Genomic DNA, 16,999 nt, shown 5'->3' on the forward strand with positions numbered 1-16,999 from the left:
CCCCCCCCCCCCCACCCGCCCCCCCGCCCCCCCCCCGCGATATTTTCCTCGAGCCTCCCCCCCGGGGGGCCCCGCCTTAATCGGGGGGGGCGCCCGGGCGGGGGGGCGCGGGGCCCCCCCGCCCGAGGCTTCGTCAGTGCACGCCCCCGAAGGTCCGCGCACGGGTGGTGCGAAGGTCAGTGCACACCCTCGAAGAGGCTGGTCACCGAGCCGTCCTCGAACACCTCGCGGATCGCGGCGGCGATCGACGGGGCGATCGACAGCGTGGTGATCTTGTCGAGCTGGAGCTCGGCCGGGGTGGGCAGGGTGTTGGTGAACACGAACTCGCTCACCCGGGAGTTCTTCAGGCGGTCCGCGGCCGGGCCGGAGAGCACACCGTGGGTGGCCGCCACGATGACGTCCGCCGCGCCGTTCTCGAACAGGGCGTCGGCCGCGGCGCAGATGGTGCCGGCGGTGTCGATCATGTCGTCGACCAGGACGCAGACGCGGCCCTTGACGTCACCGACCACCTCGGCGGAGAGGATGGTGTTGGCCTGCGTCATGTCGCGGCGCTTGTGGATGATCGCCAGCGGCGCACCCAGGCGGTCCGACCACTGGTCGGCGACCTTGACCCGGCCGGCGTCCGGCGAGACGACGGTCAGCCGCGAGCGGTCGACCTTGTCGCCCACGTAGTCGGCCAGCAGCGGCAGCGCGAACAGGTGGTCCACCGGGCCGGAGAAGAAGCCCTGGATCTGCGCGGTGTGCAGGTCCACCGCCATGATCCGGTCGGCGCCGGCGGTGGCCAGCAGGTCCGCCACCAGGCGGGCCGAGATGGGCTCGCGGCCCAGGTGCTTCTTGTCCTGGCGGGCGTAGCCGTAGAACGGCAGGATCGCGGTGATGCTCCGGGCGGAGGCCCGCTTCAGAGCATCGATCATGATCAACTGCTCCATGATCCACTGGTTGATGGGAGCCGTGTGGCTCTGCATCACGAAGCAGTCGGCGCCGCGCGCCGAATCCAGGAAGCGCACGTAGATCTCGCCGTTGGCGAAGTCCAGGGCCTTGGTCGGGACCAGCTCGGTCCCCAGCGACTCGGCGACCTCCCTTGCCAGCTCCGGGTGGGCACGGCCGGAGAAGAGCTTCAGCTTCTTCTCACCCGACGTCGTGATCCCGCTCACTGCACCGTCTCCTCGCGTTGCTGACGCTGAACCCGTCCGCACCGCGGGCAGGCAGAGGCCTGCTGGCGATGGAGGTCGGGGCTTGTCGGTACGCCTGGACGCGGGCGGTAAGCCCAATGGCGCACGTATGTCCCCCAGGTTACGCGCCCGCGCAGAAACCGTCCGCCTCGGGACCGCCCCTCGGACGGCCCGCAGGCCCGGACCGGCCCTCCCGGACCGGCCCCGGAGCCGGCGAACGGCCCGCTCAGCCCTTGTCGCCCTCGGCGGGCGCGACCTCCCGCGCCTGCGCGACGTACGCCGCGCGCGCGGAGTCCGTACCGGAGCGCTTGCGGAGCACCCAGCCGTCGATGTTGCGCTGCTGCGCCCGGCTCACGCCCAGCGCACCGGCCGGGACGTCGCCGGTGATCACCGAGCCGGCCGCGGTGTAGGCACCGTCGCCGATGGTCACCGGGGCGATGAACATGTTGTCCGAACCCGTGCGGCAGTGGGCCCCCACCACCGTGCGGTGCTTGTTCACCCCGTCGTAGTTCACCGTCACCGAGGCCGCGCCGATGTTGGTGCCCTCGCCGATCGTGGCGTCCCCGATGTAGGAGAGGTGCGGCACCTTGGCGCCCTCGCCCAGCTCCGAGTTCTTCACCTCGACGTAGGTGCCGACCTTCGCCCTGCGGGCCAGCCGCGCCCCCGGCCGCAGGTAGGCGTACGGGCCGACGGAGGCCAGCTCGCCGATCTCGGCGCGGTCCGCCGTGGTGTTGCTCACATGTGCGCCGGCGCCGATCGCGGTGTCCTTGATCGTGGAGTTCGGGCCCACCTCGCAGCCCTCGCCCAGGTGGGTGGTGCCCTTCAGCTGGGTGCCCGGCAGCACCACCGCGTCCGGCTCGTACGAGACCTGCACGTCGAACCAGGTCGTCGCCGGGTCCACCACGGTGACGCCCGCGCGCATCGCCTGGTCCAGCAGGCGGTCGTTCAGCAGGCGGCGGGCCTGCGCCAGCTGCACCCGGTCGTTGATCCCCAGGATGTCCCGGTAGTCGGTCGCCACCACGGCGCCCACCCGGTGGCCGGCCGTGCGCAGGATCTCCAGGGTGTCGGTGAGGTACTCCTCGCCCTGCACGTTGTCCGTGGTCACCCGGGACAGCGCCTCGGCCAGCAGCTTGGCGTCGTAGGCGAAGACGCCGGAGTTGATCTCGTCGATCGTCCGCTGCTCGTCCGAGGCGTCCTTCTCCTCGACGATCGCGGCGACCGCGCCGTCGGCCCGGTCGCGCAGGATCCGCCCGTAGCCGAACGGGTCCGGCACCACGGCGGTCAGCACGGTCACGCCGTTGCCCTGCTCGGTGTGCGCCTGCGCGAGCGCGCTCAGCGTCGCGCCGGTCAGCAGCGGCGCGTCCCCGGTGGTGACGATCACCGTGCCGTCCAGCTCCACCCCGTCGGCCGCCAGCGACTCCAGGGCGGTCCGCACCGCGTGCCCGGTGCCCTTCTGCTCCGTCTGCACCACGGCGCGCGCCGCCGGGTAGTGCGCCGCCAGGTGCTCCTGCACCTTCTCCCGCATGTGGCCGACCACCACGACCAGCTGCCGCGGGGTCAGTTCCTCCGCCGCCGCCACCGCGTGCCCGACCAGCGAACGCCCGCACACCTCGTGCAACACCTTGGGCAGGCTGTTCGACTTCATCCGGGTCCCGCCACCGGCGGCGAGCACGACAACGGCGGCAGGCGAATTGGCACTCACGGGGGGAGGCTCCTCAGTCGGTTCACAGAGAGGGCAGAGCAGCCCGGCCGCGACCCAGGCCGGTCGCCCTTCGCACAGTCCGCCGAGCGCCACAGACAATACCGGCGGTGTGGTGACGAGCCCGAAACACGGGCATCCACTGGCTCCGCCGCTAGGATTCGAACCCAGACAAAGGCCTCCAAAGGGCCCTGTGCTGCCATTACACCACGGCGGATCGATCATCAACTCGCAGCGCCCGAGGCGCTCCGACACAGCCTAAGGGTTGTGACCGCATAGCTCCACCACCATTGCGCGACCGGTCGCGCCCGCGTGGATTCCGCTCGTTGTCCATCCAGTCGGGTGAAATACGCCCACCTGCCCCCGGCCGCGTATTCCCTTGGTGACGAACCACAACCTACGATGCCGTAGGTTACGCCAACGTAGCCTTCGCCCCCCTCCCCCCAAGGGACGCCCATGACCATTCAGGCCGGCGAGGCGCGCTCCGATACCGCGCTCTCCATCGACCCCGCCCCGACACTGCTCTCCGCCACCCGTGGCGGAGAGAGCCAGGGGCTCGCCGAGCGGATCGCGCTCGGGTCCTTCATCGCCGTACCGTTCGTCGCCCTGCTGGCCGCCGTGCCGGTGGCCTGGGGCTGGGGACTGGGGTGGACGGACCTGGCGATCGCCACCGTCATGTACTTCCTCACCTGCCACGGCATCACGGTCGGCTACCACCGCTACTTCACCCACGGCGCCTTCAAGGCGAACCGGGCGATCCGGCTGAGCCTGGCGGTGGCCGGGTCGCTCGCGATCGAGGGCCCGCTGGTGCGCTGGGTGGCGGACCACCGCCGGCACCACCGGTTCAGCGACAAGGAGGGCGACCCGCACTCGCCGTGGCGGTACGGGGAGACCATCCCGGCCCTGCTCAAGGGCCTCTGGTGGGCGCACATGGGCTGGCTCTTCGACGAGGAGCAGACCCCGCAGCTGAAGTACGCGCCCGATCTGGTCGGCGACCCGGCCATAAGGCGGATCTCCCGGCTGTTCTGGCTCTGGACCACGATCTCGATGCTGCTGCCGCCGCTGGTCGGCGGGCTGGTCACGCTGTCCTGGCAGGGGGCGCTGTCCGCCTTCTTCTGGGGCTCGCTGGTCCGGGTGGCGCTGCTGCACCACGTCACCTGGTCGATCAACTCGATCTGCCACGCGCTCGGCGCGCGCCCGTTCCGCTCGCGCGACCGGTCCGGCAACGTCTGGTGGCTGGCGGTCCTCTCCTGCGGCGAGTCCTGGCACAACCTCCACCACGCGGACCCGACCTCGGCCCGGCACGGCGTGCTGCGCGGGCAGATCGACTCCTCGGCCCGGCTGATCCGCTGGTTCGAGCTGGCCGGCTGGGTCCGGGACGTCCGCTGGCCGGACGCGGAGCGGATCGCCGCCCGCCGCGCCGCATGAGGCCGCGCCTGCAGCATGATGTAGGGGTGAACGGGAGCAGCGCAGACAGCACAGGCGGCCACGAGAGCACGCGGACGGACGCCGCGCCCGGTGCGGCGCCGGCCCGTCCGCGTGCCGCTGCCCCGACGGGTTCCGGCACCCCGGCGGCCCGCCGCCGCGGCGGCCGGGTCCGGATGACCGGGAAGCAGCGACGGGAGCAGCTGCTGGAGATCGGCCGGTCGGTGTTCGCGGAACGCGGCTACGACGGCACCTCGGTGGAGGAGATCGCCGAGCGCGCCGGGGTGTCCAAGCCGGTGGTGTACGAGCACTTCGGGGGCAAGGAGGGGCTGTACGCGGTGGTGGTCGACCGCGAGATGCAGCTGCTGCTCGACATGGTCACGGGGGCGCTGACCGGCGGGCACTCGCGCGAGCTGCTGGAGCAGGCGGCGTTCGCGCTGATGGACTACATCGACACCTCCACGGACGGCTTCAAGATCCTCGTCCGGGATTCGCCGGTGGCCCAGTCGACCGGCACCTTCGCCTCGCTGATCAGCGACATCGCGACCCAGGTGGAGGACATCCTCGGCCTGGAGTTCAAGGCGCGGGGCTTCGACCCGCGGCTGGCCCCGATGTACTCGCAGATGCTGGTGGGGATGGTCGCGCTGACCGGCCAGTGGTGGCTGGAGGTGCGCAAGCCGCAGAAGGCCGAGGTGGCCGCCCACCTGGTCAACCTGGCCTGGCACGGCCTGGAGGGCATGGAGCGGCACCCCAAGCTGGTGGGCGAGCGGAAGGGCTAGTCCCGGCCCGAGCGCGCGGGCCGCCCCTGCCGGACCGCGACGGCGAAGATCCGCCGGAACGGGAAGACGGTGCCGTGCGGCCCGGCCGGGTAGGCCCCGCGCAGCAGGGCGCCGTACTCGGCGAGGAAGGCGGCCCGCTCGGCGGGGTCGGTGAGCCGGGTGAGGACGGGCCGCAGCGCGGTGCCCTTGACCCACTCCAGCACCGGGTCCGGCCCGGGAAGCAGGGTGCTGTAGGTGGTCTCCCAGACGTCGACGGCGCACCCGGCGCCGGCGAGCACCTCCAGGTACTCGCCGGGTTCGTGGGCGCCGGCCCGGGTGGAGTCCGCCCCGAGCAGGGCGCGCCAGCGGGGGGTCCGGCGCAGCTCGGCGAGCAGCGTGTGGCTGGGCGAGCCGAAGTTCCCCGGCACCTGGAAGGCGATCACGCCGCCGGGCTTGAGCGCCCCCGCCCAGCGGGGCAGCAGGGCGAGGTGCCCGTCGATCCACTGCAGGGTGGCGTTGGAGGCGATCAGGTCGGGCCCGGCGCAGGCCGGGTCGTAGCCGCCCGCGTCGGCGAGCAGGTAGTCGGCGGAGGGCTCGCCCTCGGTGCGGGCGGTGGCGAGCATCTCGGCGGAGTTGTCGATGCCGGTGATCCGGGCCGTGGGCCAGCGCTCGCGCAGGACGGCGGTGGAGTTGCCGGGGCCGCAGCCGATGTCCAGGATCGTGGCGGCCGGCTCGTGCGGGACGGCGGGGACGCGAGCGAGCAGGTCCCGCAGCGGGCGGGTCCGTTCGTCGGCGAAGCGCAGGTACTGGGCCGGGTCCCAGGTGGGGGTGCTCATGGTCGACCTCGCAAGTATCTCGACATCAAGATATCCAGGCGTAGCTTCCACGTTACATTTCTCGACGTCAAGAGACTTCACATCGACACATCCCCCGATACACTGATCGTCATGGAGGACGAGGTCGACCGCCTGGTCGCAGCATGGCGCCGAGAGCGCCCCGACCTCGACGTGGAACCACTTGAGGTGCTCAGCCGGGTCAGCCGGCTCGCCCGGCACCTGGACCGCGCCCGTCGGACGGCCTTCGCCGAGCACGGCCTGGAGCCCTGGGAGTTCGACGTCCTGACCGCACTGCGGCGGGCCGGCTCCCCCTACCAGCTCTCCCCCGGACAGCTGCTCACCCAGACCCTGGTGACCTCCGGCACGATGACCAACCGGATCGACCGGCTCACCGGCAAGGGCCTGGTCAAGCGCCTGCCCGACCCGGACGACCGGCGCGGCGTACTGGTCCGGCTCACCGACGACGGACGCGACCGCGCCGACCAGGCGCTCGCCGGGCTGCTCGCGCACGAGCGGGAGCTGCTCGCCCAGCTCACCGCCGGCCAGCAGGGCGAACTCGCCGGGCTGCTGCGCCGGCTCGTCGCCCCCTTCGACAACATCCCCGGCTAGGACTGGCGGACCTGACGGACCCGACGGGGTCGGTGCGACGGGACGCGGGTCAGCCGGCGCCGGGGGCCGTGGTGGTGGCGACGGACGGCGGGACTGCGGGCACGGCCGGCTCGGACGGGCTGACGCCGGCCCGGCGCGCCACCGCGACGGCGGCCAGGGTGGAGTGCACCCCGAGCTTTCCGAGGACGTTCTGCATGTGGGTGCGCACGGTGTGCGGGGAGAGGTAGAGCCGTTCGGCGACGGCCTGGCGGCCGAGGCCGGCGACCATGCAGCGCAGGATCTGCTTCTCGCGCGGGGTGAGGGTGTCGACGAGGCGTTCGCTCTCGGTGCGGTCCCGCCGGGCGGTGGTCAGCTCCCGGATGACGCCGGTGAGCAGCGCCGGCGGCAGGTGCGTCTCGTCGCGCAGCACCCCGCGGACCACGGCCAGCAGGCGGGCGAGCGAACTCTCCTTGGCGACCCAGCCGGTGGCGCCGGCGTGCAGGGCGCGGGCGGCGCGGTGCGGGTCGTCGGCGGCGGCCAGGACGATCGCGCGCACCGCCGGGTGGTTGCGGCGGGCCCGGGCGAGCAGGGTGATGCCGTCGGGTGCCGGTGCGGTGCGGTACGCGTCCGCGGACGGCCCGGCGGGGTGGCCGACGGGCGGCACCGGGATGCCGGGAGGGCGCCGGGGTGCGGGCACCGGGGACGGCAGGCGCCGCCGGGCCGCGTCGGACAGGCCCTCGCCGGGGCGGACGGGTCGGCGCGGGACGGTGGGGACGGCCTCGGCCCCGGCGCCGAGGTCCGCGTCGATCAGCACCACGTCGAAGGCGCGGCCCTCGACCGCGGCCCGCTCCAGGGCGCGTTCGGCGGCGGCCGCGCTGCCGGCTGCGCCGACCTCCACATCGGGCTCGGCGGCGAGCGCCGCGGCCAGGGCCTCGGCGAAGATCCGGTGGTCGTCGACCACCAGGACGCGGATCCGCCCCATCGTCAGTTCCCCCCTGCTCGGACCGGCCTGCGCACGGGGCTACGGCCCGGGCCCAGTGCCGCGACCTGGGCACTTCCACTCCGCCCGCCCACCGGTTGCCGGTGAGGCCGAGGCGCCGACCCCCACCGGTACCGGATTCAGCGTACGGGGTGGGGGGCGACCGGGTGGGGGTTTGGTGAAGTTTCGTCAGGAGGTGCGCACTTGGCGTGACTTGGGGCCGTCCTGGACCGGCTTGCGGCGGGACATCAGCAGGGCGGGCAGCAGCGCGAGGGCGAGCAGGGCCACGGCCCATCCGTAGGTGTCCCGGAAGGCGTCCGCGAGGCCGGGGGCGAGTGCGGCCCGGGCCGGTCCGGTCAGGGTCCGCAGGGCGCCGAGGCCTCCGTCGCCGATCTCCGGCAGCCGGTCGGCCATCGCCCCGGTGAGCACGACGGACATCAGCGCGGTGCCGACCGAGCCGCTGACCTGCTGGACGATGGTGAGCAGGGTGGTGGCGGCCGGGACGTCGGCGGGTGCGACGCTGCGGGTGACGGCCGCCATCGCGGGCATCAGCGTCATGCCGATGCCGGCACCCATCACCACCAGCGCCGCGATCAGGTGCCGGAACGGGGTGTCGGCGGCGACCTGGACGGTGAAGGCGGCGAAGCCGGTGGCGGCCGTGGCGACGCCGGTGAGCACGATCCGGCCGGGGGCGAAGCGGTCGGTCAGCCGGCCGGCGACCTGCATGGTGAGGCCGGTGGCCAGGGCCTGCGGGATGCCGAGCAGGCCGGCCGCGGTGGCGCTCTCGCCGCGCACCAGCTGGTAGTAGAGCGGGAGCAGCAGCATCGAGCCGAAGTAGCCGCAGCCGACCAGGGCGATGGTGGCGGCGGGGGCGGCGAAGGAGCGGCGGCGCAGCAGCCGCAGGTCGAGCAGCGGCTCGCGGGCGGTCAGCGACCGGACGACGAACCCGGCGACCAGGGCCGCGCCGGCCAGGGCGGGCAGCAGGGTGCCCAGGCCGCCCGGGTTCCCGCGTTCGGCGCCCAGGCCGTAGACCAGCGCGGCCAGGCCGGGCGAGAGCATCAGCAGTCCGGGCAGGTCCAGTCGGCGCCCGCCCTGCCCGCCGCCGCGGGGCAGCAGCCGGGCGGCCAGGAGCAGCGCCAGCGCGCCGAGCGGCAGGTTGACCAGGAAGACCCAGCGCCAGGAGGCGTGGTCGACCAGCCAGCCGCCGAGCACCGGCCCGGCGAGCGGGCCGATCAGGACGGGGATGCCGAGCACGCTCATCGTGCGCCCGGTGCGGGCCGGGTCGGAGGCCCGGACCAGGACGGTCATCCCGACCGGCATCACCATGCCGCCGCCGAGGCCCTGCAGCACCCGGAAGGCGATCAGGGAAGGGGCGTCCCAGGCGAGTCCGGCGAGCGTCGAGCCGAGCACGAACAGCACGAGGGCGGTCAGGTAGAGGCGCCGGGTGCCGAAGCGTCCGATCGCCCAGGCGGTGACCGGCGTGACGGTGGCGAGCGCCAGGGTGTAGCCGGTGGTGATCCACTGGATGGTGGCGAGCGGGGCGTCGAAGCTCTCGGCGAGGTGGTTGAGGGCGACGTTGACGATGGTCGTGTCGAGGACCGTCAGCAGCGAGCCGAGGACCACCACCGCGGCGATCGCCGCGGTCCGCGGGCCGGCCGCGGCGGCGGACCGCACGGGTGCGGCGGCGGTGTCCGGGCCTGTGATGGTGCTCATGTCCGTTCCCCCCTTCTCGGCGCGCGGGCTCAGACGCCGTACGGGCGGGCGGTGCGGGCGTCGCGCAGCGCCCGCGCCCACCAGGTGAGCTGGTCGAGCATGCCCTTGGCGGCGCCGTTCGGGACGGCCGGGTCGACCGGCTCGCCGTCGTCGCCGAAGACCGCCCAGGCGCCGTGGAAGCTGACGGTGTCCCGGACGGTGACGGCGTGCAGCTCGGCGAAGACCAGCCGCAGCTGCTCGACCGCGCGCAGCCCGCCGCCGAGGCCGCCGTAGGAGACGAAGCCGACCGGCTTGGCCTGCCACTCGGCGCGGTGCCAGTCGATGGCGTTCTTCAGGACGGCGGGGAAGCTGTGGTTGTACTCGGGCGTGATCACCACGAAGGCGTCGGCGGCGGCCAGCCGGAGGGAGAGCGCGGCGAGCAGCTCGGCCTGCTCGGGGGTGGGCGTGTCGCCCAGGTGCGGCAGCGGGTGGTCGGCGAGGTCGACGACGTCCAGGTCGAGGTCGTCCCGCCCGCGGGCGGTGCGCAGGAACCAGTCGGAGATGGTGGGCGCGAACCGGCCCTGGCGGTTGCTGCCGACGATGACGGCGACGCGGTACTGGGTCTCGGACATGGCGGTCTCCCTGGTCGGGCGGTACGGAGGGCACCGCCCGATCGGACGGCACATCAGGTAAAGTACAACGTGTATGGCAATTAGTACAACGGTGACTGCAAGTTTTCGGAGGAGCTTCGATGAGCAGCCAGAACGAGACGCCCGCCCCGCCCCGCCGGGGGCTGGCCGAGAAGCGCCAGGCCATCACCCGGGCCGCCCTCACCGTCTTCGGGCGGGACGGCTACACCCGCGCCAGCATCGACGCCATCGCGGCGGAGGCCGGGGTGTCCACCCGCACCATCTACAACCACTTCGCCGGCAAGGAGCTGCTCTTCCAGACCGTCGTCCAGGACAGCGCCGGGCAGGTCAGGGACGCCCAACTGGACGTCATCGAGCGCCGGTTGGCCAAGGTCACCGACCTGGAGGCGGACTTCGTCGCGTTCGGCCTGGCCTGGGTGGCCACACTGTGGGAGTTCGGCGACCACTTCGCCCTGGTCCGCCAGATCAACGCCGAGGCCGGCCACCTGCCGAAGCCGCTGCTGGACGCCTGGCAGGAGACCGGACCCCGCCGAGCCATGGCCGAACTCTCGCGCCGGTTCGGCGAGTTGGCCGACCAGGGGCTGCTGGAGGCGGCCGATCCGGCGCTCGCGGCCCAGCACTTCGTCCTGCTCACCGGCACCGAGGTCACCCAGCGCTCGTACTGGGGCGTGCACCCGCTCACGGCCGAGCAGACGGAGGAGATCGTCAGCAGCGGCGTGCGGGTGTTCCTGCGCGCCTACGCCGCACGCCCGGCGCGGGCCGAGTAGGCACCCGCAGACGCCGAGGCGCCGCCCCCGGGCAGGTGGGGGCGGCGCCTCGGCGGGCGGCGGCTACTTCCCGCCGTTCTTCTCCAGGGTGAAGTTCCAGGCGTCGGCGACGATGTCGTCCAGGTTCGGGCGGCGCGGGGTCCAGCCGAGGGCCTGGTGGGCGCGGGCGGCGGAGGCGACCAGCACGGCCGGGTCGCCGGCCCGGCGGCCGGAGGTCACCACCGGGATCTCGCGGCCGGTGACCCGCTTGACCGACTCGATCACCTCGCGGACCGAGAAGCCGCTGCCGTTGCCCAGGTTGCAGATCAGGTGCTCGCCCGGCTCGGCCGCGTCCAGCGCCAGCAGGTGCGCCTCGGCGAGGTCCGCGACGTGGATGTAGTCGCGGATGCAGGTGCCGTCCTCGGTCGGGTAGTCGTCGCCGTACACCGCGATGTGCTCGCGCTGCCCGAGCGCGGCCTGGAAGACCAGCGGGATCAGGTGCGACTCGGGGTCGTGCCGCTCGCCGTACGCACCGTAGGCGCCGGCCACGTTGAAGTAGCGCAGCGAGACGGCGGCCAGGCCGTGGGCGACGGCCTCGCTGGTGATCAGGTGGTCGACGGCCAGCTTGGTGGCGCCGTAGGTGTTGGTCGGGGAGGTGCGGGCGGTCTCGGCGATCGGGACCTCCTCGGGCTCGCCGTAGACGGCGGCGGTGGAGGAGAACACCAGCTTGCGCACGCCGGCCTTGCGCATCGCGGCGACCAGCTCCAGCGAGCCGGCCACGTTGTTGCGCCAGTACTTCTCCGGGTCCGCGACCGACTCGCCGACCTGGGAGGAGGCCGCGAAGTGCAGCACGCCGTCGAAGGAGCCGTCCAGCACGTCGGCGGCGTCCTGGATCCGCCCGCGCACGAACTCGGCGCCGGCCGGCACGCCCTCCCGGAACCCGGTGGAGAGGTCGTCCAGGACGGTCACCTGGTGGCCCGCCTCCAACAGGTGCGCGGCGACGACACTGCCGACATAGCCGGCGCCACCCGTGACCAGGTACTTACTCATGATGAGACCTCCAGCGGGCGATGGTCCGCGGCGTCGGCGGGCCATCGGTGACGTACGTACGACGGGCCCATTCTCCCTGGCCGCGGGGGTGCTCCGGACCATCGGAACGACCCGCCGACCGGCGGCGCCCGGACCGTCCGCCCGGTTCGCCGGCCCGGCCCACCCGGTCGGCCCACCGGCGCAGGCGACCCCGCGCCGCCCTCCCCCACGGCCCGGGCCGCGGCCGCCGTCAGTCGCGCGCCATCCGCTCCAGCAGGCCGGTCCGGGCCGCCACGGCGGCCGCCTCCAGCCGGGTGCGCGCGCCGAGCTTCATCAGCACCCGCTGGACGTGGGTCCGGGCCGTGCTCGCGGCGATCCGCATCCCGGCCGCGATCGCCGCGGTGTCCTCGCCGTCCGTGATCCGCGCCAGCACCTGGACCTCACGGCGGGTCAGCAGCCGCAGCAGCCGCACGGCTTCGTCGTCCGACTCGGCCGCCGGTCTCAGCAGCTGGTCGAAGGCCCCCCGCAGGACGTCCACCGCGACCGCCGCCTCACCCGCCCGAGCCCGCGTGATGGCCCGTTCGACCACCTCGATCCGCTCGTCGCTGGGCACGTACCCCGCCGCCCCCGCCGCGAACGCCGCCGCCACGCCCCGCAGTTCGCCGACCGGTCCGAGCACGATGACGGCCACCTCGGGCCGCTCCCGGCGGATCCGCCGCAGCCCGTCGAAGGCCGCCGGCTCGGCCGGAGCGGCCACCCCGAGCAGGCACACCTCGGGCCGCCGCCCGACCACCAGGTCGGCGGCCGCCGCACCCGGCGACCCCACCGCGAGCACCCGGTGGCCGCGCAGCTGGAGCGCGGTGGCCAGCGCCTCGGCCAGCAACCGGTGGTCGTCGACCACCACGAGTCGAACACCCATGACGCCTCCAGGTCGGGGTCCGGCCCGCGCCCGTCCCCGGTGGGGCGGGCGGCCGATGACGCACCATCACAGCGCATTCCGTACCCGACCCGCTAGGCCGCCTCACACCCGGCGGGTGCGCGGGGAAACGAAAAGGACCCTCGCCGTTGGGCGAGGGTCCTTCACTTTGAGCCCCCATGCGGAATCGAACCGCAGACCTTCTCCTTACCATGGAGACGCTCTACCGACTGAGCTATAGGGGCGAACCGGTCGAACAAGGAAGACATTACACGGCTCGCGGCCCGAAAGGGAAATCGGCCCCCACCGCCCCCGCCGCCGGGTCAGCCCCCCGTGTGGGCACGGTCGAACTCCTCGCGCGCGGCCAGCATCCGGTCGGTGTGGAGCTCGGTCCAGTGCCCCATCGGCGACACCAGCGCGGCCAGCTCGCGACCGAGCGGCAGCAGGTCGTAGACCACGCGCGGCGGCGTCTCGGGGTACACGGTGCGCCGCACCAGGCCGTTGCGCTCCAGCGTGCGCAGCGACTGGGTGAGCATCTTGCGACTGACCCCGTCGACCGCGCGCTGCAGCTCGGAGAAGCGCTGCTGCCCGAACTCGCCGAGGCTCATCAGGATCAGCAGCGACCACTTGTCCGCCAGCTCCGCGAACACCGCCCGGCTCGGACAGAGCTGGGCGAAGACATCGAGTGCCTGGTCCTGCCCGGTGTCGGCCGGGCACCGCTCGTGCGTCGTCATGTACTCCAGGGTAGCTGGGGAGTCTCCAATCCACCCTTGGTAACTATTAGAGACCTGGTCTATATTAGAGACCGAGGTGAGGGGCAGTAGCCGGTGCCCCTCCAGCCCTCCGTCCTTCCGTCCCCATGCCACCGTTCAGGAGTGCCCCAGAGATGACCGCCACCCGCCCGACCGTCGCCATCGCCTACCACTCCGGCTACGGCCACACCGCCGTGATCGCCGAGGCCGTCGCCCGCGGCGCCGTCGAGGCCGGAGCCGAGGTCGTGACGGTCGCCGTCGACGCCATCACCGACGAGCAGTGGGCGCAGCTGGACGCCGCCGACGCGATCGTCTTCGGCTCCCCCACCTACATGGGCACCGCCTCCGGCGCCTTCCACACCTTCGCCGAGGCCAGCAGCAAGCGCTGGTTCGGCGACGCCTGGCTGGACAAGGTCGCCGCCGGCTTCACCAACTCCGCCTCCAAGAGCGGCGACAAGTCCGGCACCCTGGGCTTCTTCCAGACCCTGGCCGCCCAGCACGGCATGAACTGGGTCAACCTGGGCCTCAAGCCGGGCTGGAACTCCTCGGCCGGCTCCGAGGACGACCTCAACCGCCTCGGCTTCTTCGCCGGCGCCGCCGCCTCCACCCCGTCCGACGGCGGCGCCGAGACCGTCCACAAGGCCGACATCGCGACCGCCGAGCACCTCGGCGGCCGGGTCACCCGGCACACCGCCACCCTGCTGGCGGGCCGCGCCGCCCTGACCTCCGTCGCGGTCTGACCCCGGCACCACCACGCGCTACGCCGCCGGGTCCGCCTCCAGTACGGGCGCCCGGCGGCGTCGGCCGTCCGGCAGCGGCACCGTGAGGTCCGCGCCGCGGGTCTCCGGCAGCAGCCGCAGGCAGAGCAGCGCGACCGCCCCCAGCACCGCCAGGTACCAGCCCACCGGTTCCGCCGTCCCGAACGCCTCGGTCAGCCTGGTCGCGATCAGCGGCGTGGTCGCACCGCCCACCACCCCGCCGAGGTTGTACGTCAGCGCGGCCCCCGTGTACCGCACCCGGGTCGGGAACAGCTCCGGCAGGTACGCCGCCAGCGGCCCCAGCAGGCAGCCCAGCACCACCATCGCCCCCGCCAGCGCCACGAACATCAGCGGTCGGCGCACCGTCTCCAGCAGCGGGAACAGCACCAGGGACCAGAGCACCGCGAGTCCGGTCGCCAGCTGCAGCGTCCGCCGGCGCCCCCACCGGTCACTGCGCCGGGCGCTCACCCAGACCGTCACGCCCTTCCCTGCCGCGCCCACCAGCAGCATCGACAGCACCAGCGTGCTCGGCACCCCCAGCCCGGTCGTCGCGTACGCCAGCGCGTACGTGGTGGTCAGGTAGAACAGCGCGTACCCGACGGTGATCGCGCCGCACCCGAGCAGCACCGTCCGCCAGTGCCCGCGCAGCACCTCCGCCACGGGCGGCCGCTCCCGCCGCTCCCCCGCCCGGAACAGCGGCGTCTCGGTGATCCGCAGCCGGACGAACAGGCCCACCGCCACCAGCGCCAGCGAGGCGACGAAGGGCACCCGCCAGCCCCAGGTCTCGAACGCCCGCCGGTCCAGCACCAGTTGCAGGACCAGGAACACCCCGTTGGCGAGCACGAACCCACTGGTCGGCCCGAGCTGCAGGAACGCCCCGTACCGCCCGCGCCGCCCGGCCGGCGCGTTCTCCGCGATGAGCAGCGCCGCCCCGCCCCACTCCCCGCCCAGCCCGACGCCCTGGCACACCCGCAGCACCACCAGCGCCGCCGGCGACCACCACCCCCAGGCCTCGTACCCCGGCAGCACCCCCACCGCCGCCGTCGACAGCCCCATCAGCAGCAGCGACACCACCAGCGTGACCTTGCGTCCCAGCCGGTCCCCGAAGTGACCGAACACCACCGCCCCCAGCGGCCGCGCCAGAAACGCCACCGCGTACACCGAGAACGCCGCCAACAGCGCTCCCACCGTGCCCAGTTCGGGAAAGAACACCTTGCCGAAGACCAGCGCGGCCGCCGTCCCGTAGATGAAGAAGTCGTAGAACTCGATCGCCGTACCGATCAGCGCGGCCGCCGCCGCTCGGTGCAACTGGGGTGCCTGCCGGGCTTCCTGCGTATCCATACCGCCACAGTGCCGACCCGGCCACCCGCCGCACAGCGCCCACCCGAGTGACACGGTCGCACCCCCGGGGCGTGTGCGCCCCACGAACGCGCCCGGCCGCGCGGCAGTTGCCGTGCGGCCGGGCGGTCACGATCCCTGCTGCTACCGCGCGTACGGATTGTCGCTCGGCGGAGCCGGCGGCTCGTACGACGGCGGACCATACGCCGAAGGCCCCGGCGCAACCCCCGGCCCGGACTGCTGCGGCGCCTGCCCGGGCACATTCGGATACCCCACCGGCGGCACCCCGACCGGCACCGCACGCCCAGCAGCCCGCCGCCGCAGCACGAAGACCACCACACCCACCACCAGCGCCAGCCCGACCACCACGGCCACCACAACCGGCACCAGACTCCCCGAATCCGACCCCTCATCGGCCTTCGGCTGAGCAGCGGGCGACCCGACCGGCCCGCCACCCACCGACGGCACCGCCGCGGAAGCGGACGGAACCGAAGAAGGCGCCGCACTCGACGGACCCGCCGACGCCGCCGGACCCGACGGGGTCGGCGTCGCCACGACCGGCTCCACAATCGGGCTCACATCCGCAGGCCCCGGGTCACCGGGCTCCGTCACCGCCACTCGGGGACGGACGATGCCGTAGCCGACGATGTCATTGCGGTTGGAGCCGTCCGTCGGCTTGCCGGCCGTGTTGATGAGGACACGCGTGATCTGGTTCGCCGTCCAGTCGGGGTGCACCGCCCAAACCAGCGCCGCCGAGGCAGAGACAAGCGCGGTGGCATCGGACGTCCCGTGCCCCTTGCAGTAACCCGACGCCGCAGTGCAGGCGTTGTAGATCTCGATACCGGGCGCAGCCAGGTCGACCTGCGGCCCCTGCTCCGACTCGGCGGTCACCGTTCCGTCCCGACCCACCGCGCCGACACCGACGACACCGGGGAGCGCCGCCGGGTACTGCAGCGGATTGCCCGACTGCGCCGAGTTCCCGACACCTGCCACGACCAGAGCGCCCTTGGCGCTCGCGTGCGCCACCGCAGCCTTGAGGGCGTTGACATCCTCGGCCGATGCCCGGGCCGCCGACGTCGCCTGCGAGATGCTGATCACCTTCGCGCCCTGGTCGGCCGCGTAGACGATGCCCTGGTCGATCTGGGCGAGGAACTCCGACGAACTCACGCCCGACGCGTTGTCATTGTTCTTGATCTTGATCGGCAGGACCTTCGCCCCCGGGGCCAGACCGTACGCGCCGCTGCCGTTCATGCCCTTCCCGGAACCCACGACGAGCGCCGCCATCTCCGTGCCATGGCTCTCCGTGAACGTCCCGACACCACCGGGGAGGCCGCTGAAGTCCTTGCCCGGCAGCAGCTGCCCGACCAGATCCGGATGGTCCAGCTTGAACCCGCTGTCGATCACCGCGACCGTGACGCCCTGGCCCTTGGTCTTCTGCCAGATCTCGGACGCCTTCATGACATCGAGATGCCACTGCTGATCGCGGATGGAATCGGCCACCGCCGGCACAACCGCCGGCCCCACAACGACACCAGCCGCCAGCAGTACCGCAGCCAACCCCCGCCCGCGCGCCAGTACGTCCGTCCGCCGCATCCCAGCTCCCTCGTCAGTTTCCCCGTCAGCCGAGGAGCGTGCCCCGGACAGGTCTGCCCGGCCACCGG

Annotated in this window: 16 protein-coding genes and 2 tRNA genes; 5 read left to right on the forward strand and 13 right to left on the reverse strand. The window is 73.2% G+C overall.

All coding sequences use genetic code 11. The annotated features are described in order from the left end of the window. Positions 1-176: 176 nt before the first annotated feature. The 3 genes from ACFVVX_RS06120 to ACFVVX_RS06130 form a co-directional block, all read right to left on the reverse strand. Positions 177-1,154, reverse strand: a complete 978-nt coding sequence (locus ACFVVX_RS06120; protein ID WP_387941940.1) for a ribose-phosphate diphosphokinase — start codon at positions 1,152-1,154, stop codon at positions 177-179. Between the two features lie 244 nt (positions 1,155-1,398). After that, entirely contained in the window at positions 1,399-2,874 is a 1,476-nt protein-coding gene (gene glmU, locus ACFVVX_RS06125) for a bifunctional UDP-N-acetylglucosamine diphosphorylase/glucosamine-1-phosphate N-acetyltransferase GlmU (RefSeq protein WP_387941942.1), read from the reverse strand. A gap of 140 nt (positions 2,875-3,014) precedes the next feature. Next, a tRNA-Gln gene (locus ACFVVX_RS06130) sits at positions 3,015-3,088 on the reverse strand. Positions 3,089-3,327: 239 nt separating this feature from the next. Here ACFVVX_RS06130 and ACFVVX_RS06135 point away from each other — a divergent pair. Continuing rightward, the gene (locus ACFVVX_RS06135; protein WP_387941944.1) at positions 3,328-4,299 is read left to right on the forward strand and encodes an acyl-CoA desaturase; all 972 of its coding nucleotides are present in this window, start codon (positions 3,328-3,330) and stop codon (positions 4,297-4,299) included. A gap of 173 nt (positions 4,300-4,472) precedes the next feature. Further along, the gene (locus ACFVVX_RS06140; RefSeq protein ID WP_387942509.1) at positions 4,473-5,075 is read left to right on the forward strand and encodes a TetR family transcriptional regulator; all 603 of its coding nucleotides are present in this window, start codon (positions 4,473-4,475) and stop codon (positions 5,073-5,075) included. Here the strand turns inward: ACFVVX_RS06140 and ACFVVX_RS06145 are convergent. Further along, entirely contained in the window at positions 5,072-5,890 is an 819-nt protein-coding gene (locus tag ACFVVX_RS06145) for a methyltransferase domain-containing protein (RefSeq protein WP_387941946.1), read from the reverse strand. The two genes, ACFVVX_RS06140 and ACFVVX_RS06145, sit on opposite strands and share 4 nt — an antisense overlap. Before the next feature lie 111 nt (positions 5,891-6,001). Between ACFVVX_RS06145 and ACFVVX_RS06150 the strand changes: the two genes are divergently transcribed. Next, a complete protein-coding gene (locus tag ACFVVX_RS06150; protein ID WP_387941948.1) occupies positions 6,002-6,499 on the forward strand; it encodes a MarR family winged helix-turn-helix transcriptional regulator in 498 nt (165 codons plus the stop codon). Positions 6,500-6,548: 49 nt separating this feature from the next. Here the strand turns inward: ACFVVX_RS06150 and ACFVVX_RS06155 are convergent, their stop codons facing one another. The 3 genes from ACFVVX_RS06155 to ACFVVX_RS06165 form a co-directional block, all read right to left on the reverse strand. Beyond that, positions 6,549-7,460 (reverse strand): LuxR C-terminal-related transcriptional regulator, encoded by a 912-nt coding sequence (locus ACFVVX_RS06155; protein WP_387941950.1) that lies wholly within the window; start codon positions 7,458-7,460, stop codon positions 6,549-6,551. Positions 7,461-7,646: 186 nt separating this feature from the next. Then, on the reverse strand, positions 7,647-9,170 hold the full coding sequence (locus ACFVVX_RS06160) for a DHA2 family efflux MFS transporter permease subunit (protein ID WP_387941952.1): 1,524 nt from the start codon (positions 9,168-9,170) through the stop codon (positions 7,647-7,649). 29 nt (positions 9,171-9,199) lie between these two features. Beyond that, positions 9,200-9,781, reverse strand: a complete 582-nt coding sequence (locus tag ACFVVX_RS06165; RefSeq protein ID WP_387941954.1) for an NADPH-dependent FMN reductase — start codon at positions 9,779-9,781, stop codon at positions 9,200-9,202. A gap of 119 nt (positions 9,782-9,900) precedes the next feature. Between ACFVVX_RS06165 and ACFVVX_RS06170 the strand changes: the two genes are divergently transcribed. Then, the gene (locus tag ACFVVX_RS06170; RefSeq protein ID WP_387941956.1) at positions 9,901-10,566 is read left to right on the forward strand and encodes a TetR/AcrR family transcriptional regulator; all 666 of its coding nucleotides are present in this window, start codon (positions 9,901-9,903) and stop codon (positions 10,564-10,566) included. A gap of 63 nt (positions 10,567-10,629) precedes the next feature. Here the strand turns inward: ACFVVX_RS06170 and galE are convergent, their stop codons facing one another. The 4 genes from galE to ACFVVX_RS06190 all read right to left on the reverse strand — a co-directional run bounded on the left by galE (position 10,630) and on the right by ACFVVX_RS06190 (position 13,224). Beyond that, positions 10,630-11,595, reverse strand: a complete 966-nt coding sequence (gene galE, locus ACFVVX_RS06175) for a UDP-glucose 4-epimerase GalE (protein WP_387941958.1) — start codon at positions 11,593-11,595, stop codon at positions 10,630-10,632. Between the two features lie 229 nt (positions 11,596-11,824). After that, positions 11,825-12,493: a LuxR C-terminal-related transcriptional regulator gene (locus ACFVVX_RS06180; protein ID WP_387941960.1), complete on the reverse strand. Its 669-nt coding sequence runs from the start codon at positions 12,491-12,493 to the stop codon at positions 11,825-11,827. Positions 12,494-12,662: 169 nt separating this feature from the next. Next, positions 12,663-12,735 (reverse strand) — tRNA-Thr (locus ACFVVX_RS06185). A gap of 78 nt (positions 12,736-12,813) precedes the next feature. After that, on the reverse strand, positions 12,814-13,224 hold the full coding sequence (locus ACFVVX_RS06190) for a winged helix-turn-helix transcriptional regulator (RefSeq protein ID WP_387941962.1): 411 nt from the start codon (positions 13,222-13,224) through the stop codon (positions 12,814-12,816). 152 nt (positions 13,225-13,376) lie between these two features. Here ACFVVX_RS06190 and ACFVVX_RS06195 point away from each other — a divergent pair, with 152 nt between their 5' ends. Next, positions 13,377-13,982, forward strand: a complete 606-nt coding sequence (locus ACFVVX_RS06195; protein WP_387941964.1) for a flavodoxin family protein — start codon at positions 13,377-13,379, stop codon at positions 13,980-13,982. Between the two features lie 18 nt (positions 13,983-14,000). Here the strand turns inward: ACFVVX_RS06195 and ACFVVX_RS06200 are convergent, their stop codons facing one another. Both ACFVVX_RS06200 and ACFVVX_RS06205 read right to left on the reverse strand, forming a co-directional pair. Further along, positions 14,001-15,341 (reverse strand): MFS transporter, encoded by a 1,341-nt coding sequence (locus tag ACFVVX_RS06200; protein WP_387941966.1) that lies wholly within the window; start codon positions 15,339-15,341, stop codon positions 14,001-14,003. 141 nt (positions 15,342-15,482) lie between these two features. Then, positions 15,483-16,931 (reverse strand): S8 family serine peptidase, encoded by a 1,449-nt coding sequence (locus ACFVVX_RS06205; RefSeq protein WP_387941968.1) that lies wholly within the window; start codon positions 16,929-16,931, stop codon positions 15,483-15,485. Positions 16,932-16,999 lie beyond the last annotated feature (68 nt).

It is taken from the genome of Kitasatospora sp. NPDC058170, assembly GCF_042883905.1.
In the GTDB taxonomy this organism is placed as follows: domain Bacteria; phylum Actinomycetota; class Actinomycetes; order Streptomycetales; family Streptomycetaceae; genus Kitasatospora.

What these genes read in the sequence shown, in the direction of transcription:
- ACFVVX_RS06135 (WP_387941944.1), top strand. Translation starts at nt 3,328, where the DNA reads ATGACCATTCAGGCCGGCGAGGCGCGCTCCGATACCGCGCTCTCCATC.
- ACFVVX_RS06140 (WP_387942509.1), top strand. Translation starts at nt 4,473, where the DNA reads ATGACCGGGAAGCAGCGACGGGAGCAGCTGCTGGAGATCGGCCGGTCG.
- ACFVVX_RS06145 (WP_387941946.1), bottom strand. Translation starts at nt 5,890, where the DNA reads ATGAGCACCCCCACCTGGGACCCGGCCCAGTACCTGCGCTTCGCCGAC.
- ACFVVX_RS06150 (WP_387941948.1), top strand. Translation starts at nt 6,002, where the DNA reads ATGGAGGACGAGGTCGACCGCCTGGTCGCAGCATGGCGCCGAGAGCGC.
- ACFVVX_RS06155 (WP_387941950.1), bottom strand. Translation starts at nt 7,460, where the DNA reads ATGGGGCGGATCCGCGTCCTGGTGGTCGACGACCACCGGATCTTCGCC.
- ACFVVX_RS06160 (WP_387941952.1), bottom strand. Translation starts at nt 9,170, where the DNA reads ATGAGCACCATCACAGGCCCGGACACCGCCGCCGCACCCGTGCGGTCC.
- ACFVVX_RS06165 (WP_387941954.1), bottom strand. Translation starts at nt 9,781, where the DNA reads ATGTCCGAGACCCAGTACCGCGTCGCCGTCATCGTCGGCAGCAACCGC.
- ACFVVX_RS06170 (WP_387941956.1), top strand. Translation starts at nt 9,901, where the DNA reads ATGAGCAGCCAGAACGAGACGCCCGCCCCGCCCCGCCGGGGGCTGGCC.
- galE (WP_387941958.1), bottom strand. Translation starts at nt 11,595, where the DNA reads ATGAGTAAGTACCTGGTCACGGGTGGCGCCGGCTATGTCGGCAGTGTC.
- ACFVVX_RS06180 (WP_387941960.1), bottom strand. Translation starts at nt 12,493, where the DNA reads ATGGGTGTTCGACTCGTGGTGGTCGACGACCACCGGTTGCTGGCCGAG.
- ACFVVX_RS06190 (WP_387941962.1), bottom strand. Translation starts at nt 13,224, where the DNA reads ATGACGACGCACGAGCGGTGCCCGGCCGACACCGGGCAGGACCAGGCA.
- ACFVVX_RS06195 (WP_387941964.1), top strand. Translation starts at nt 13,377, where the DNA reads ATGACCGCCACCCGCCCGACCGTCGCCATCGCCTACCACTCCGGCTAC.
- ACFVVX_RS06200 (WP_387941966.1), bottom strand. Translation starts at nt 15,341, where the DNA reads ATGGATACGCAGGAAGCCCGGCAGGCACCCCAGTTGCACCGAGCGGCG.
- ACFVVX_RS06205 (WP_387941968.1), bottom strand. Translation starts at nt 16,931, where the DNA reads ATGCGGCGGACGGACGTACTGGCGCGCGGGCGGGGGTTGGCTGCGGTA.